The organism is Aquipuribacter nitratireducens (genome assembly GCF_037860835.1).
In the GTDB taxonomy this organism is placed as follows: Bacteria; Actinomycetota; Actinomycetes; order Actinomycetales; family JBBAYJ01; genus Aquipuribacter; species Aquipuribacter nitratireducens.
This window is the reverse complement of sequence record NZ_JBBEOG010000009.1, coordinates 47,821-63,588: the sequence shown is the minus strand read 5'-3', so window position 1 is coordinate 63,588 and position 15,768 is coordinate 47,821. Positions and strand designations below refer to the sequence as shown.

The following is a 15,768-nucleotide window of genomic DNA, read 5'->3' as shown; positions in this document are numbered from 1 at the left end:
GCGCCGGGTAGTCGGCTGATCGACGCCGGCGAGGTAGCACCCCGGATTGTCGACGTGCGGACCGCCTCCGCCACCAACTCCTCCACCTCTGGCGCGGGTGACGCCCAACGTGTCGGCGCCTATGTGCCCTCGGTGTCTCACGCTGCGGACGAGACCCGACCGGTGTTCGGCTCCACCCATCGGCGGCACGTGCGGGCCCTCGCCGCGGCGGATGCGTTGGTGGCGTTCTTCGTCGCCCTCGTGGTCGGCTCCCTGGCGCCCGTCATCGTCGGTCAGCAGGCGGTCTGGAATCTCGCCGGTCCATTGAGCTTCCCGGTCGCGGTGCTCCTCGCCTCCGTTCTCGTCGCCGCGGTGTGGGTGTGCGCCCTCGGGCTCGGCCGGGCCTACGAGAACCGTTTCCTCGTTCACGGCGCCTCGGAGAACTACCGAGTCAGTGTCTCCGGTGTCGTCGCCCTGGCGGTGATGGGCACCCTTGGTTGGCTGGTCCTACCGCAGGTCTGGGCACCCGTAGGGATCGTGGGGGTCGCGCTCGTGCTCGGCCTCACCCTGCTCTCCCGCTCGATCATGCGGGAGCAGCTCCAGCGCCGTCACGCCGGCGGCGTCACCCGCCGACGTGTTCTGGTCGTCGGGGAGCCTCAGGAGGCGGTCCGTCTTGCCGCACGCATCCACCGCAACCGGTACCACGGCTGGCACGTCGTGGCGGCCGCCGAGCCCGGCGGCATGCGCCACGCTGCCCTGGACACCGAGGACGGCCTGCTGCTGCTGGACCCCGTGTCCGGCCCTGAGGACGTCGTCCTCGCCGCCGCGCGCAGTCACGCCGACCTCGTGCTCGTAGCCCCTTCGGGCGGGGCGCGGCTCACCGCGATCGACGTCCTCGAGCGAGCGCTCCACGCCGAGGGCCGAGAAGTGGCGCTCGCGCCGCCTATGGTCGAGGCCGTAGGCCCGAGAGTGTCACTGGAGGCCGTTTGCGGCCTTCCCGTCGTCCACCTCTCCCCACCCGAGCTCGGCGGTCCCCGCCGTTTCGTCAAGGCGCTCGGCGACAGGTTCGCCGCTGGGCTGGCTCTGCTCGTGCTCTCGCCGGTGTTCCTGGTCGTCGGGCTCGCGATCCGGCTCGACAGCCCCGGGCCGGCCCTGTTCCGGCAGGTCCGCGTTGGTCGCAACGGCCGGCCCTTCACCATCCTCAAGTTCCGGACGATGCACGCCGACGCCGAGGCGCGGCTCCTGGCGCTCGTCGGCGACAACGAGGGCGCCGGTCCGTTGTTCAAGATGCAGGACGACCCGCGCGTCACGCGGGTGGGCCGCTTCCTCCGGCGGACGTCGCTGGACGAGCTCCCGCAGCTGCTCAATGTCGCCCTCGGCAGCATGTCCGTAGTGGGACCTCGCCCACCCCTGCCCAGCGAGGTCGAGGAGTACGACGCCACGACGATGCGGCGCCTGCTGGTGCCGCCGGGCATCACCGGCCTCTGGCAGGTCAACGGCCGCTCCGACCTCTCGTGGGAGGAGTCGACGCGCCTCGACGTCCGGTACGTCGAGAACTGGTCGCTCGGCTTCGATCTGCGCATCCTCGCCCGGACCGTGGTCGCCGTTCTCCAGGCGCGGGGCGCCTACTGATGACGCTCGAGCAGCGGACGCCGGACGTACCGGCAAGGGACGGGCGCCCGACGGTCGACGTGGCCGTGGTCGTCCCGGTGCGCGACCGCGCGGAGATGCTCGACCGGGCCCTGCGCAGCGTCGCCACGCAGACCGTCCGGCCGACCGAGGTCGTCGTCGTGGACGACGTCAGCAGCGATGCCAGCCCGGACGTCGCCCTCGCCCACGGCGCCACGCTCGTGCGGATGCCGGAGAACGGCGGCAGCGGGCGCGCCCGGAACGCCGGCATCACGCACGCCACCGCGACGTGGGTCGCCTTCCTCGACTCCGACGACGAGTGGCTCCCGCGCCACCTCGAGCTCCTCGTCGCCGCCGGGGAGGGGGAGGGTCTCGTGACCGCGCCGTCGGTGACGACGACCGGCCTCGTCATGGGCAACGCGTGGCGGCGTCCGCTACGGCTCAGCCCGAGGCGGCTACTGGTGCCCGGGAACGTCATCACGACGAGCGGCACCATGGTCCGCCGGGAGCTGTTGAACCGCGTCGGCGGGTTCCGGCCGCTGCCGCGCGCGCAGGACCTTGACCTGTGGCTGCGCGTCATGGAGCGCGCGCCGGGGGTCGCGCTGCCGCGGCCGACGGTGCTCTACCACATGCACGACACGCAGGCCTCGAGCGACTGGGACGCCACGCGCCGCTGCTTCGACGACATCATCGACTCCCACGCCACCAGCTCCTGGATGGACGCCCGGCTGCGCCAGCAGGCCTACGCCCGCGTCCACTGGGACGAGGCCAGGGCCGCGCAGCGCGCCGGTCGCAGCGGCGAGGCGCGAGCGAGGCTGGGGTGGCTCGCGCGCCGTCCGCGCACGTGGCTTCCGCTCCTGCAGTTGTTCGCCGCCCGCCGGGCCAGCCGCTTCCCGCTCGCCGCCGCCTGAGCGAGGAACGGATCGACCCGGGCAGCAGGTCGAGCCGGGCAGCAGGTCGAGCCGGGCAGGCAGGTCGAGCCGGGCAGGCAGGTCGAGCCGGGCAGGCAGGTCAGCCGGGCAGGCAGGTCGAGCCGGGCAGGCAGGTCAGCCGGGCAGGAGCGCGTCGAGCGCGGCCGCGTTCGGGCCGGGGAGGAACTCCTGGCGCACCCGCTGCTGCCCGCGGGCGCCGAGGCGCCGACGCAGGGCCGGGTCCTCGGCGAGCCGGCGCAGGCACGCGGCGAGCAAATCGGCCCGCCCGGGCGGGCACAGCAGACCGGACACACCGTCCTCGACGAGCTCGCCCACTCCCGCGATGGGGGTGGTGACGACGGGCAGACCCGTGGCCATGGCTTCCATGAGGACGACCGGCAGGCCCTCGGCGAAGCTCGGCAGGCACAACACGTCCGCCCACCCGTAACGAGCCGGCAGCTCGTCCTGGCCGAGTGGTCCGACCAGACGCACCCGGTCGCCCAGACCATGCCGTGCGACGACGGCGGCGAGATCGTCGGCGAGGTCGCCGGCGCCCACGACCTGCACCTCCAGCGGGACGTCGGGCATCCGGCGGACGGCGTCGAGCAGCACGCTCGGGCCCTTCTCCGGCACGAGGCGCCCGACGAAGAGCACGCGCAACGGCGCCGCCGGGTCGCGATCCGGTCTCTCGGTCGGCCGGTAGCGCTCGGCGTCGACGCTCATCCGCACGAGGTAGAGCCGGTCCCACTCCTGCGGCGTCGTCCACCGCATGAGCTGGCTGCGGCAGAAGTCGCTGATGCAGGCGACGAAGTCGGCCGAGCGGACCTTGGCCGCCACGTCGAAGCCGACCGGGTCCTCGAGCTCGGTCGGGCCGTGCATAGAGAACGACCACGACCAGGAGCCCGCTCCGTCGAGGTCCCCGCCGAGCGCGACCGCGGCCCTGGCGATGTCGGCCGCGTTGTTCGCGAAGTGGACGTGGACGTGCCGCACCTCAGCGGCCCGCATGAGCTCGAGGAGCCGGACCGCCTCAAGCAGGTAGAAGACCTGCCACACTCGGCTCCGCAGGCGCGGTGCGCCGGTCCCGACCGCCCGCCGCAGCCCGCGCACGAGCACCCCTGGGCGGCGGAGCGCGAGGCGAGCGACCGCGGCGAGCACGGGAAGCACCCCGTCGCCGAGGATCGTCGGCGTCGCGGCCGCACGCCCGCGCGCCGCCTCGGTGCCCAGGTCGGTCGGCGACGGCGGGCGCACGGAGAAGGTGACGACCTCACGGCCCTCCGCGCGGAGGGCGTCGACCTCCCGGTCGATGAAGGCGCAGGAGAGCGCGGGGTAGACGGCGGTCAGGTAGGCGACGCGTCGGCTCACGCAGTCGACGCTAGGGGACGGCGGCGGGAGTTCCGCACCGACCACAGCAGCAGCCGGACGGCGTAGGGCGCGTCGTCGACGAGGTAGCGGCGGGCGAGGCGGCGCGGTTCCATGACGAGCCGGTGCACCCACTCGACGCCCAGGCCCTGGAGCCAGCCCGGCGCCCGCGGCACCTCGCCGGCGACCATCGTGAGGGCCGCGCCGCAGCCGAGGAACCACGTGCCCGGAAGCAGGTCGGCGAGCCGGTGGGACAGCCGCTCCTGCTTGCCCGCCCCGAGGGCGACGAAGACGATGTCCGGGGCGACGGCGGTGACGGCCTTGTCGATCTTCCGCAGCTCCTCCGGGTCGTGCTCGTAGCCGAGGGGCGGGCAGTACGTGCCGGCGACGTCCAGGCCCGGTGCCTCGTCCCTCAGCCGCTCGGCGGCGCGGTCGGCGACACCGGGGGCCGCGCCGAGGAGGAACACGGACAGGTCCTGCTCCGCGGCGGCCTGCGAGAGGAGGGGGACCAGCCCCGAACCGGTGACGCGCTCGGGCAGGGGGTCCCCGACGAGCCGGCTCGCGAGCACGACGGGGGCGCCGTCGGCCACGACGAGGTCGGCGGCGCGGAACACCTCCGCCATCTCGGGGTCGCGGCACTGCTGCATGATGTCGATGTTGGGGGTGACGATGACCCCGCCTCGGCCCGACGAGGCGTCGGCGACGACCCGGTCCACGACGTCGTCGGCCGTCACGGCGTCGAAGTCGAGCATGTCCAGGCGCACCTTGCGCTCGGCGCCGGACCCCACGGTCCCCCCCGGCTCCTCCGCGGCGGCGCGCGTCGTCGTGTCGCGCTCCCACCGGGCCGTCGCGGCCCGACCACCGAGCCGTGCCCGCAGGCGGGCGGCGACCGTCAGGAGCGCGTAGCAGAGCACGGCGGGCAGGCGCCCGGGCCGCTCGCGGACGAGGGAGCGCAGCGCGGCCGTCGTGCCGCCGGTCGTGCTGGCGAAGCGGTCGCCGGCGTGCGTCGCGGCGAGCTGCGCGTTGCCCGTCGCGACACGCGTGCGGACCCTCACCAGCGCCGCCGTCGTCCGCGGGGTCTCGACGTCGAAGGCCGCGGGGGTCGCGACCCGCTCGTCGGCGTCGAAGAGCCGCTGGACATAGAGGTCGTCCGCGACGAGGTCGGGGAAGTGGCCGAGGCGCGCGTGGCCAGCAGCGTTGAGCGCGTACACGCCCAGCCCGACGAGGCCCTCGCGGGCGTAGGGCAGACGCGTGAAGACGTCGTAGAAGGCACGGACCGGCCACGGACGGCCGTCGAGCCGGAAGCGGGGCGCCGGGGCCGCGACACGCGGGGCGTCGGAGGCGGTGAGGGCGTCGCGCAGCCCGCGCAAAGCGGCCGCGTCGACGACGACGTCCGCGTCCAGGTAGACGCGGGGGAAGACGTCACCAGCCACCTCGTCCGCGGCGTTCAGGGCGCGCACCTTCCCGGGCTCCGGCAGGTCCAGGACGACGACGTCGCGGCGGTCGCCGGCGGCGCTACGGGCAACGGCCGCGGTCCGGTCGGAGCAGCCGTTGGCTGCGACTACGACGAGGACCTCGCCCTCGGGCATCTCGGCGAGGAAGGACAGACAGCGGGCGACGACCTCTGCCTCGTCGTGCGCGGGCACCACGACCGATAGCGTGTGCGTCACGTGGCCTCCTGGAAAAAGGAAAAACCACCCAGACGGGTGGTCGACGCCACCCGGCCAACGGTGGCTGGCTCCGACAGTACGTGGCGCGCTTCGTCGGGTCCACTCGGTGCGCGGGACGGCATGGATGGCGGTACCCGCTCATGACGCCCACTGCACCTGCCTGGTCCCGGCCTCGGGCCTGGTCAGCGCCAGCGGGTCCGGCTACGGTCCTGCTCTGCCGTGGCAGGGAAGGGGACCTCTGTGACGACCACGACACGCGCCGCACTCCGTCTGCTGGACCCCCGCACGTGGCTTCACGTTCTCCGCCTCGTCCATCTCTACGCCTGGGGGCACGTCGAGGAACGCCGCCTGATCACGGCCGGGCCGGACCTGCACATGTCGCCGAACGTGAGCCTGCGCAACGCCGAGCGCATCACGGTCGGCCAGCGGGTGTACATCGGCGAGCGTTCCGCGCTGTGGGCCGGGGACGGCAGCGGTCGGATCAGACTCGGCGACGGCTGCGTCCTGGCACCCGAGGTGTTCATCACCGCCAGCGACTACGGCAGCCATTGGGGGACCCACATCATGGACCAGCCGCGGCGCGAGCGGGACGTCGTCATCGGCGACGGTGCGTGGCTCGGGGTGCGGGTCGTCGTCGTGGCGGGCGTGACGATAGGGGACGGGGCGATCGTCGGTGCAGGGTCGGTCGTCACCCGCGACGTCCCGGCCGGTGCGATCGTCGTCGGCTCCCCGGCGCGGGTGGTCGGATTCCGCGACGGCGCACCACAGCCGGAGCCCGTCTGAGTTCTCCGGCCCGGCGGTGACCAGGCCCCCGCCGGACGCCGCTCTCGGCAGCCGCCCGTACTCTCGACTCGTGCCAGCAACGGACGGGAGGGCGTGATGGGGGCGGACGTCGCCGTGGTCGTGCCGACGCACGACCGTCCCGACCTGCTCCACCGCACCCTGCGCACGGTCGCGTGGCAGACCGGCGTGGACCTCGAGGTCGTCGTCGTCGACGACGGCGAGGGCGGCGTCGCCGAGCGCGTCGTCGATGCCCTCGGCGACCCCCGCTTCCGGGTGGTGCCGTCTCCGCGGCCGCACGGGGGGCCGTGCGCCGCGCGCAATGCCGGCGCCGCCGCCACGACGGCGTCGTGGGTCGCCTATCTCGACGACGACGACCTGTGGGCCCCGGACAAGCTGAGCGCCCAGCTGGCCGCCGTGGAGCAGACGCCCGGAGCGGGCTGGGTGACGGCGGGCGCGGTATCCGTCGACGACGACCTGCGCATCCTGTCGTGGCAGGCCCCCCCGCCGCCCGGCATGCAGCGCCGCCAGGTCGCGACCAACCTCATCCCCGGCGGCGGCTCCGGCACGGTCGTCGCCCGCTCCGTGGTCGAGGAGGTCGGTGGGTTCGACGAGGACATGCGCCACCACGGCGATTACGAGATGTGGGTCCGAGTCTCCTTGGTCGCGCCGCTCGCTGTGGTCGACCGACCTGTTGTCGGCTACCTCGTCCACGGCGGCGGCCTGTCCCGCGGCACCGCCAACGGCCGGGCCGCGAAGGCGGCCCTGCGTCCTCGCCTCGAGCGGCTGCAGGCCGAGCAGGGCGTGGAGGGCGACTTCGACAGCTGGGACTTCATCTGGGGCGACCTCGAGCTGCGCTCCGGGCGGCGTTGGGACGCTGCGCGCACCTACGCCGGCCTGGCGGTGCGCCGGCGCGAACCCCGCCTGATCGCCCGAGCCGCGGTCGCCGCGGCCGCTCCCGGTGTGCTCCGGCAGCGCGCCGAGCGGTGGGCCGCGGCGCAGGTCCCGCAGGACGTGCGCGCCGAGGCGGAGGTCTGGCTGGCCCGTGTCCCGTCGCGGACGCCCACCGCGTGACGGCGGATTTCCGGACGCGCGCCGGTGCCCGCTCCGCCGCCCGGCAGGCCGCCCGCCGCGAGGCACGCCACGCGGCGCGCGACGCCGCACTCGAGCGTCCGGAGATGGCGGGCGCCGGCGGTCGCAGCGCCCGCGGCATCGCGTGGAACGTCGGCACCCAGGGCATCGCCTACGCCGTCCGCCTGGCGAGCATCCCCGTCCTCGCGCGGATCCTGTCCCCCGACGACTACGGTCTCGTCGCCATCGTCACCGCCATCACGGGGCTCGTCACGGTCGTCGGCACGCTCGGCATCAGCGAGGCCGTCATCCAGCGTCCGCGCATCGACCACGCTCAGTCGAGCACCCTGTTCTGGCTCAACGTCGCGCTCGGCACCGTCCTCATGCTTCTCGCCATGGCCAGCGCGCCGCTCGTGGCGCTCGCTTTCGGCCGCGAGGAGCTCCTCGGCATCACGCTCGCCACGGCGACGTCGTTCGCCCTCGCGGGGCTCGGCGTCCAGCACCACGCCCTGCTCATGCGGCGCCTGCAGTACCGGCAGGTCGCGATCCGGCAGGGCGTCTCCGTAGTCTTCGGCATCCTCGCCTCCGTCGCCGCCGCCCTTCTCGGTGCGGGCTACTGGGCGCTCGTCATACAGGTCATCGTCCAGACCGGGCTCGGGGTCGCGCTGGCGTGGGCGGCGGTGCCGTGGCGGCCCGGACCGCCGCGCCGGCGCTCCGGCATCGGCGGGATGCTCCACTTCGGCGGCGGGGTGTCGAGCTTCCACCTCGTCAACTACGTCGGGAAGAACGCCGACGCGGTCGTCATCGGTGCGTTCCTCGGCGCCCCGCCGGTGGGTCTGTACTCGCGGGCGTACAACCTCCTCCACGCGCCGCTCGAGCAGGTTCTCCAGCCCGTCGCCAACGTCATGCGCCCGACACTGGGGGCGCTGTGGGGCGACGACGAGCGGTATCGGCGCTACTACCTGACGGTCGTCGCCGGGCTCTCCTACGTCTGCATGCCGCTCGTCCTGGTGCTCGTCGTCCTCGCCGACGACGTCGTCGCCATCATGCTGGGTCCGCAGTGGACGGAGGCGGTGCCCGTCTTCCGGTGGCTCTCGATCGCCGGACTGGCGGGTGTCGTCGGGTACACCAACGGATGGCTGTACGCGACGTCCGGGCGAGCGTGGCAGTGGGCGCGCTGGGCGCTCGTGAGCCGCCCGATCGGCATCGCTGGCTTCTTCGTCGGCACACCGTGGGGCATCGAGGGCGTCGCCGCGGTCACCGCCGTCATCGGCGTGGCCCTCGCGCCCGTCGGGCTTTACCTCGCCGGACGGGGGACGCCGGTCTCGCTCGTCGACGTCATCGGCTCGGTGGTGCGCCCCTTCCTCGTCGCAGCTGCCATGGCCGGGGCCGCGCTCGGCAGCGCCCTCCTGCTCGACGAGCAGGGGGCGGTCGTCACCGTGCTCGTGGCCGGGTCCGTCGCTGCGGCCGTCGGGGTGCTTCTCGCCGCCGCGTGGCCCCGCGTGCGGCGTGAGGTCGCAGACATGTGGCGGACCCTCACCTCGCGGGCGTCGGGGGACTGAGCGGCCGGACGGCGGCCCACGGGTCCCCGCCGTCCCGCGTGAGGACCGGTGCCGCCGCAACGCCCGCGAGCAGCCATACGAGGTAGTTGGCGGTCGGGTACGGGACTGGGCTCAGCATCGCGGCCGTCAGCCACATGAGGACGCTCGCGACCGCCACGAGGCGCCAGCCGTGCTGCTCCCCGTCGTAGTGTCGCAGCAGCGGCGTGACGAGGGAGAGCAGGACGGCGACGACGTACGCCAGGGCCACCGGCAGGCCCGTCTCCGCCGCCCGCGACAGCGGCACGTTGTGGATCTCGATGCGCACATTGGTCAACGGGTAGTCGTCGGCCTGTCGGATGTAGTCCATGCCCTCCCCGGCCGCGAAGCGAGTCCAGCCGAGGCCGGTCAGCGGCCGGTCCTCGACGACTCTGAGCCCCGCGGCGTTGGTGTTGGCACGGTCGAAGAGGGACCGCGAGGTCGTGGCACGGTCGGTGAAGGACTCCTGCAGGGTCGGGACGGAGGCGACGACCACGACGCCCACGAGTGCCGTCGACACCGTGAGCACGAGAGCCGGCAGGCGCAGTCGGCGCTCGAGGACGCACACCGCCAGCAGCCCCAGCACGGTGCCGAGCCAGATCGAGCGGGTGAGGGTGAGGGCGGTGCCGATGGTGCAGAGCAGGACCGACAGGCCGGCGAGTGACCGCCACGTCCCGTGCAGGCGCGCGACGCCGAGGGCGCTCACGGCCCCCGCCATGCCGAGGACGAGTCCCGCCGCCTCGGAGGCGACGAAGGGTCCCCGCGCCCGGCCGTACTGGATGCCGACCTCCGGATCGACGATGTAGGCCGGCCATACCAGCTGCGGCGCCACCATCTCCAGCAGCGCGGTGGTCCCGAGGTACAGCCCCGTGACGACGACCACCTTGACGAGCAGCGCACGCCGTCGCGGCGTGGACCACACCACTGGCGCGAGGGCGAAGAGCAGAAAGGGCACGAGCACCCGGTCGAGCAGGGCGAACAGCGCCACTTGGTCCAGCAGGACGCCGGTGGCGGCCGCGGACAGCGCGATCCCCGCCACGGCAACGCCCATGACGACGTGGACCGGGCGCAGCCGGAGGCGGGACCACGCGGCCGGCGTGAGGATGAGGAGGCCGATACCCGTCGCCAGGACCAACCTGTCGAGCGGGAGCGGGACGCCAAGGGCCCCTGCCTGGCCGGTGAACATGCTGAGCGGGACGAGGAGCGTGAACGCCCAGACGTACAGGGGCAGGCCCTGGCGAACGGCCGCCTCTTCCACCTCTGACCGGTCGCCCGAGACGACACCCGTGGTCATCGGCGGCCAGACACCTCGCCGGGGCGCTCGCCCCGCAGGGCGTCGAAGGGGTCGTCCTCGGAGGGCGAGACGCCATCGTCCACGCTGACGACGGCGGCCGCGTCGCCACCTTCGACGCGGGACCCGGAGGTGTCCTCGGTCGGGCGCTGCGGCGAGCGTGCCGGGCCGCCGGGGGCTACCTGGTGACGCACCAGCCGGGGACCGGCGGCCTGCCTCCGAGCGGCCAACGCCAGTGCGACGGCGAGGCCCGCGGCAGCGCCGACGACACCACCGAGCAGGAGAAGCAGGGAACGTCCATCCGCAACCACCTCGGCGTCCCGGACGAGGGTCAGGCTCACCTGGTCGGTGGTGGTGAGCTCGAGGTACCGGTCACCGGCCGCCTCCTGCCGCAGCGTCAGGACGCTCAGGCGTGACTGTGCGGCGGCGACCTCAGCACGAAGGACATCCGCCTCCGGACCCCGAGCCCCCCCCGCGCCACTCGTGCCGAGCTGGGCGAGGTCGGCTTCGAGGCTCGCGATCTCCGCCTGCAGCTGCGACGCCTCCGTACTCAGCTCCTCGTAGCGCGCGAGAGCCCCTTCCGCCTCGTCCTGCGTCGAGACGCCCGAGACCTGGTCGACGAGCGCCTCCGACAGCGCCTGTGCTGTCCGCTGCGCGTCCTCCGCGTCGCTGCCGCTCACCTCGACGATCATGACGCTCGACTCAGGGATCGGCGACGCGCTCACCGAGGTGATCGTTTCGCTGGTCTGGATCCCGACCAGCTCCTGCACGCGTCCCGTCGCGGCCGCGTCGTCCACGAAGCGCGAGTAGCTCTCGGCAAGCTCTTGAGTCGCGAAGACCACGCCGGGCACGGAGCGTGCCTCGAGCGTCTGACCACCGACCACCAGCCGCGCCTCCGCGGTGTAGGACGGCGGCGCTGCCGCCGCAGCGGCGACGCCGACGGCCGCGCCGACGAGAACGAGCGGGGCGCTGATGTACCAGCGACGGAGAAGGCGTTCCCCGTGACGCCGGAGAGCGCCGGGGCCCTGCTCGCCGGGCGGCTCGGCGTAGGCGCTCGGCCATTGCTGCGTCATGTGCGGCTCCAAGGGGCTCGACGGTCGGCTCGGTGATGGATCTGCCGCAGTCCGCACCGTCCGCGCCGCCCTCGAGGCTAACCGACAGGAGCGCGCGGAGGCCCATCGCCGTTCACATGGACACGGTGCGTCCCGTTGGTAGCCGAGTGTGTCGCCCCACCGGCCCAACGCTCGGCAGCCGTGGGGCCTCACGATGACGATGCGTCCAACGGCCTCCTCATCGCGGGTGGTCCGCCGTCGCAGTGCTCCCGTCGCGCCGTGGTTCGACCGTCCTTCAGGGGAGACCACCCCCTGCTCGAGATGGACGTCTCCTCATGCCTCCACGTCGCACTGCCCTCGTTGCCACTCTGCTCGCCACCGTGACCGCTGGCTCCCTCGTTGCTGGGGCAGCGACTGCGCAGTCGGAAGAGGTCTTCATGCCCGAGGGCTCGAGCGGGCCGGCGCGTCTCCTCCAGATCGCGCGGTGGGCTGATGCGACGGCGCCGCGCGCAGGTGTGGCGCCGTCCTCCGGCCTCGGGTCGGCCGCGGGGGCCGTGCTTCCTGGCTCGACGCCGACGTCGGCCGCCGAGGCGACGGCGATGGCCCCGACGAGCCAGTTGTCCGAGGCGTCGGCCGCTTCCCCTGTTGCCTCTTGGGCGGCTTCCAGCGACTCGCGAGTCGCCGCGTGGATGTCGTCGGCGAGCGACTCCACCTCCGGCTCTCGCGCGCGCCGGCATGTCGTCGCGTCCAGTTGGGCCGAGGGGCAGTACGCGCGCATGGCGGCGCCCACCAAGAAGCCGGGCAAGAGGCCGAGCCCGTCCCCGACGGTGAGTCCGTCCCCGACGGTGAGTCCGTCCCCGACGGTGAGTCCGTCCCCGACGGTGAGTCCGTCCCCGACGGTGAGTCCGTCCCCGACGGTGAGTCCGTCCCCGACGGTGAGTCCGTCCCCGACGGTGAGCCCGAGCCCTGTCGCGTCGTCCGCTGCCTACACGTTCGCGAAGAGCCGTGTCTGGACGGCGGATGTCCGGACAGCGCCGCTCCATCCGGAGAGCGCCGCCATGGCGGCGCACCTCCGCGCATCCTTCGCCGACCTCTACGGCGGCGTCGCGTCCCTCAACGTGTGGCAGTACAACAACAGCTACTACGAGGCAGGCCCCGAAGTACCACGAGTGCCGGTGCGCTTCCACGACTGTCAGAACAAGGGCTACACGCCCAGCGGCTGGAACACGATCTTCGGGTCGGTTCCTGTCCCGAACGGCGCGGTTCCGGCCGTCGGGCGCGACGCCGCCCTCTCCGTCTACTCCCCAGGCACCGACCAACTGTGGGAGTTCTGGCGCATGGAGAGGCGCACGGACGGCTGGTACGCGTGCTGGGGCGGCCGGATCGACGACGCCTCGACGTCCGACGGGATCTTCGAAGGAAACTGGGGCTCGACCGCGACAGGACTGGCGAACTCCGCCGGCATGGTGCGCATCGCCGACATCCGCGCCGGGCGCATCGACCACGCGGTCAACGTCGCCATCCCTGCACCTGCTCACTGGAAGACGTTCAGCTGGCCTGCCCAGCGCTCCGACGGATTCAGCACCGATCCACACGCCATGCCCGAAGGCATCCGCTTCCGCCTCGACCCGAAGCTCGACGTCGCTGCGCTCGACCTCCACCCGGTCGCCGAGATGATCGCCGTGGCCGGTCAGAGGCACGGATTCATCGTCACCGACAAGGCGGGGACGCTCGCCGTCACGACTGAGTCCGGGGCGGCCGAGAAGGCCCGGACTGGTACCGACCCCTGGGTCGGTCTCCTCGCCGGTACGCCGTCCTACGCCGTGCTGGCCAACTTCCCGTGGGAGCACGTACAGGTTCTTCCGATGCACTACGGCAGGCCGCAGTAGCACGGCACGCACTGACAGGCGGTACGGGTCCGGCCCGCCTACGGTTGAGGCGGCCCGGACGACCGCCGGACCTTCGTCGACAGGGGGTGCCATGCCGTCCGCTGCCCGCCCGCTGTGGCGTGCCCGGCTGTCGCGTTGGGGTGAGTACGACGGCCCTCGGGAACCGGGCTACGACCTGCTGCTCCCGGTACCAGGGGACCTGCCTGTGTTCCTCCGCATGGCGCTCGCGACGGCGCGTCTGCAGGATCCGGAGCATCGGCGGGTCACCGTTGTGCTGCCGGACCGGCTGACGGACGAGGTCCGCGGCATCTGCGCCGAGTCGGCGGCGGACTGGCCCGGTGAGCTGCGGCTGTTGCCGCTCCCGCAACCGGAGAGAGGCATCCTGCCGCGGCTGGGCGACCCTGGACGGAATCACGCCTACCAGATCATCACCGGTGTACGGGCGTCGAAGAGCACCCACGTCCTACTGCACGACGCCGACCTGTTCCTCCCGGGCTCGGGTGCTCACCGGGAGCAGTTCGAGCGCGCCGTGGCGCACGACGCGGTCGCCGTTGGTGTCGAGCCGGCATGGGATCCGTGGTTCGCCGCACGGGGTCGGACATTGGCGGCGACCTGGGACATGGTCGCCTCGGTCGAGTGGCTCCGCTCGTTCCCGCCGCATCGCCTCATGGGTCACGACGCCGAGGTGGACGGGCAGCTCCACACGTTCGACACGACCTTCTGGGGCCAGCTACACACCCCTCAGGAGCGGCTGCTCGTCGCGATGCCGCAGGGCGGGGTGCTGCACTTCAACTACGTCATCAGCACCTACCGGCGCTTCCTGCGCGCGAGAGGGCCCTTCCGCGACAAGAACTTCCGACTGCTGCTGGTCCGCGCCTTCACCGACCTGTTCGACCCGCGACCAGAGGCCTCTCCGCTGCCTCACCTCGAAGGACTCGTCGCCGGGCTGGGGAAGACAGGTGCGCAGGTGTGCTACTCAGCCTCCGATGCGGCCGCGTACCAAGAGTTCCGGTCCACCTTCGACGCCATGCTCCGGGGGCCCTGGGCGCGGACCGCGGCCTCCGACCTCGCCGAGCAGTACCTCCGGCCCTTCGACGACTTCTTCGCCGAGCAGATCACCGGCCGCTGACCGCAGGTCATCGCTCCTACCCGCCTATCCTGGCGCTGCGAACGAACGACGGGGCCTAGCCGGGAGAGGCATGACCGACACGGACGACAGCACGACGGGGTCCGCTTCCTCGCGGACCGGAATCGTGCTGCTGTCCGTCGGAGCCGTCGGCGGGCTCGCTGCCGTCGCGCTCGGCGCAGGCACCTGGGAGAGGACGGCGAGCCCGCCACGAATGACGGCCTCGCCTCCCGCCGCCGCGGTCGAGGAGCCCGTCGGGCCGCAGGCGCGCGACAACAGATCCGAGGCGTCGAACCCGGTGCCGAGCGAGGCGGTAGTCGTCGACCCGCGGTCCGAGCCGTCGGCGGCCTCGAAGTCCCTCGCGGGCTACCCGTTCTCGGCGGACAGCCTGTGGCGGGAGGACGTGTCGGACGCGCCTCTGCACGAGCGGTCAGAGGCGCTGCGGGACCACCTGCTCGCCTCCTTCGCCGACCGGTACGGGGGAGTCGCCTCCCTCAACGTGTGGGACTACAACAACAGCTACTACGTGGCCGAACCCGGCACGCCGACAACGGACGTCGCCTTCGACGACTGCCAGGACAAGGGCTACCTGCCCGACGGCTGGGACGACCAGTTCGCCGAGGTCCCCATCCCCGAGGGCGCCGAACCCGCCGAGGGCCGAGACCGGGCGCTGTCGGTCTACTCGCCGACCACCGACCAGCTGTGGGAGTTCTGGCGCGCCGACGAGCGCGAAGGCGGCTGGTACGCCTGCTGGGGCGGCCGTCTCGACGAGGTGTCGGAGAGCGAGGGCATCTTCGAGGACGGCTGGGGCTCCACCGCCACCGGGCTGTCCCACACCGCCGGCATGGTCCGCATCGCGGACGTCCGCGCGGGGCGGATCGAGCACGCTGTCGCGCTGGCGATCCCGGAGCCCGCGACGTGGAAGGAGTACAGCTGGCCCGCGCAGCGCTCTGACGGCTGGAGCGACGACCCCGACGCCGTCCCCGAGGGCACGCGGTTGCGCCTCGACGACGACGTGGACGTCGAAGCGCTCGATCTTCACCCCGTCGCGGAGATGATCGCCCGGGCTGGTCAGGAGTACGGCTTCGTCGTCACCGACCGCGCAGACACGCTCGCGGTGACCACGGAGAGCGGCGTGCCGGAGCAGCAGGCGACCGGCCAGAACCCCTGGGAGGAGCTACTCGACGGGACGCCCACCTACGAGGTTCTCGCCGACTTCCCGTGGGACGCCCTCGAGGTCCTACCCGAGGACTACGGCCGGCCCGACGTCGCGGACTGATGTCACGGGAGCGACGTGACAAACCCCACGTCGCACCGGGCCACCAGGACTCGCGTCGGTCCGCATTCATGCGTCATCGTCGAGTGACGTCGAGGGAGACGCGGCCGAGAACGCGACCCGTCGACGAGGGGCATCACCGTGACACCGGACGAGAC

General features: G+C 73.0%; 12 protein-coding genes. 8 read left to right on the top strand and 4 right to left on the bottom strand.

Features of this window, described 5'->3' with window-relative positions; all coding sequences use genetic code 11:
- Positions 1-219: 219 nt before the first annotated feature.
- Positions 220-1,611, top strand: a complete 1,392-nt coding sequence (locus tag WAB14_RS15250) for a sugar transferase (protein WP_340271059.1) — start codon at positions 220-222, stop codon at positions 1,609-1,611.
- The gene (locus WAB14_RS15245) at positions 1,611-2,519 is read left to right on the top strand and encodes a glycosyltransferase family 2 protein (RefSeq protein ID WP_340271057.1); all 909 of its coding nucleotides are present in this window, start codon (positions 1,611-1,613) and stop codon (positions 2,517-2,519) included. Before WAB14_RS15250 ends, WAB14_RS15245 begins: the two co-directional genes overlap by 1 nt.
- A gap of 135 nt (positions 2,520-2,654) precedes the next feature.
- Here WAB14_RS15245 and WAB14_RS15240 read toward each other — a convergent pair whose 3' ends face one another.
- A complete protein-coding gene (locus tag WAB14_RS15240; RefSeq protein ID WP_340271055.1) occupies positions 2,655-3,881 on the bottom strand; it encodes a glycosyltransferase family 4 protein in 1,227 nt (408 codons plus the stop codon).
- Entirely contained in the window at positions 3,878-5,548 is a 1,671-nt protein-coding gene (locus WAB14_RS15235) for a WecB/TagA/CpsF family glycosyltransferase (RefSeq protein ID WP_340271054.1), read from the bottom strand. The genes WAB14_RS15240 and WAB14_RS15235 overlap by 4 nt, the downstream gene beginning before the upstream one ends.
- Positions 5,549-5,788: 240 nt before the next feature.
- Here WAB14_RS15235 and WAB14_RS15230 point away from each other — a divergent pair, with 240 nt between their 5' ends.
- The 3 genes from WAB14_RS15230 to WAB14_RS15220 all read left to right on the top strand — a co-directional run bounded on the left by WAB14_RS15230 (position 5,789) and on the right by WAB14_RS15220 (position 8,961).
- Positions 5,789-6,331, top strand: a complete 543-nt coding sequence (locus tag WAB14_RS15230) for an acyltransferase (RefSeq protein ID WP_340271053.1) — start codon at positions 5,789-5,791, stop codon at positions 6,329-6,331.
- 96 nt (positions 6,332-6,427) lie between these two features.
- The gene (locus WAB14_RS15225; RefSeq protein WP_340271190.1) at positions 6,428-7,402 is read left to right on the top strand and encodes a glycosyltransferase family 2 protein; all 975 of its coding nucleotides are present in this window, start codon (positions 6,428-6,430) and stop codon (positions 7,400-7,402) included.
- On the top strand, positions 7,399-8,961 hold the full coding sequence (locus tag WAB14_RS15220; RefSeq protein WP_340271051.1) for a lipopolysaccharide biosynthesis protein: 1,563 nt from the start codon (positions 7,399-7,401) through the stop codon (positions 8,959-8,961). Before WAB14_RS15225 ends, WAB14_RS15220 begins: the two co-directional genes overlap by 4 nt.
- On the opposite strand, the gene WAB14_RS15215 is transcribed toward WAB14_RS15220, so the two are convergent.
- Together WAB14_RS15215 and WAB14_RS15210 are read right to left on the bottom strand one after the other, a co-directional pair.
- Positions 8,936-10,270: an O-antigen ligase family protein gene (locus WAB14_RS15215; protein ID WP_340271049.1), complete on the bottom strand. Its 1,335-nt coding sequence runs from the start codon at positions 10,268-10,270 to the stop codon at positions 8,936-8,938. The two genes, WAB14_RS15220 and WAB14_RS15215, sit on opposite strands and share 26 nt — an antisense overlap.
- On the bottom strand, positions 10,267-11,118 hold the full coding sequence (locus tag WAB14_RS15210; protein WP_340271048.1) for a hypothetical protein: 852 nt from the start codon (positions 11,116-11,118) through the stop codon (positions 10,267-10,269). Before WAB14_RS15210 ends, WAB14_RS15215 begins: the two co-directional genes overlap by 4 nt.
- Positions 11,119-12,377: 1,259 nt before the next feature.
- On the opposite strand from WAB14_RS15210, the gene WAB14_RS15205 reads away from it, so the two are divergent.
- The 3 genes from WAB14_RS15205 (at position 12,378) to WAB14_RS15195 (ending at position 15,613) form a co-directional block, all read left to right on the top strand.
- Positions 12,378-13,208 (top strand): hypothetical protein, encoded by an 831-nt coding sequence (locus tag WAB14_RS15205; RefSeq protein ID WP_340271047.1) that lies wholly within the window; start codon positions 12,378-12,380, stop codon positions 13,206-13,208.
- 217 nt (positions 13,209-13,425) lie between these two features.
- Positions 13,426-14,337, top strand: coding sequence for a hypothetical protein (locus tag WAB14_RS15200; RefSeq protein WP_340271045.1), 912 nt, complete (start codon positions 13,426-13,428; stop codon positions 14,335-14,337).
- Positions 14,338-14,407: 70 nt separating this feature from the next.
- Complete coding sequence (locus tag WAB14_RS15195; protein ID WP_340271044.1) at positions 14,408-15,613, top strand: hypothetical protein; 1,206 nt, start codon at positions 14,408-14,410, stop codon at positions 15,611-15,613.
- Positions 15,614-15,768: the final 155 nt, after the last annotated feature.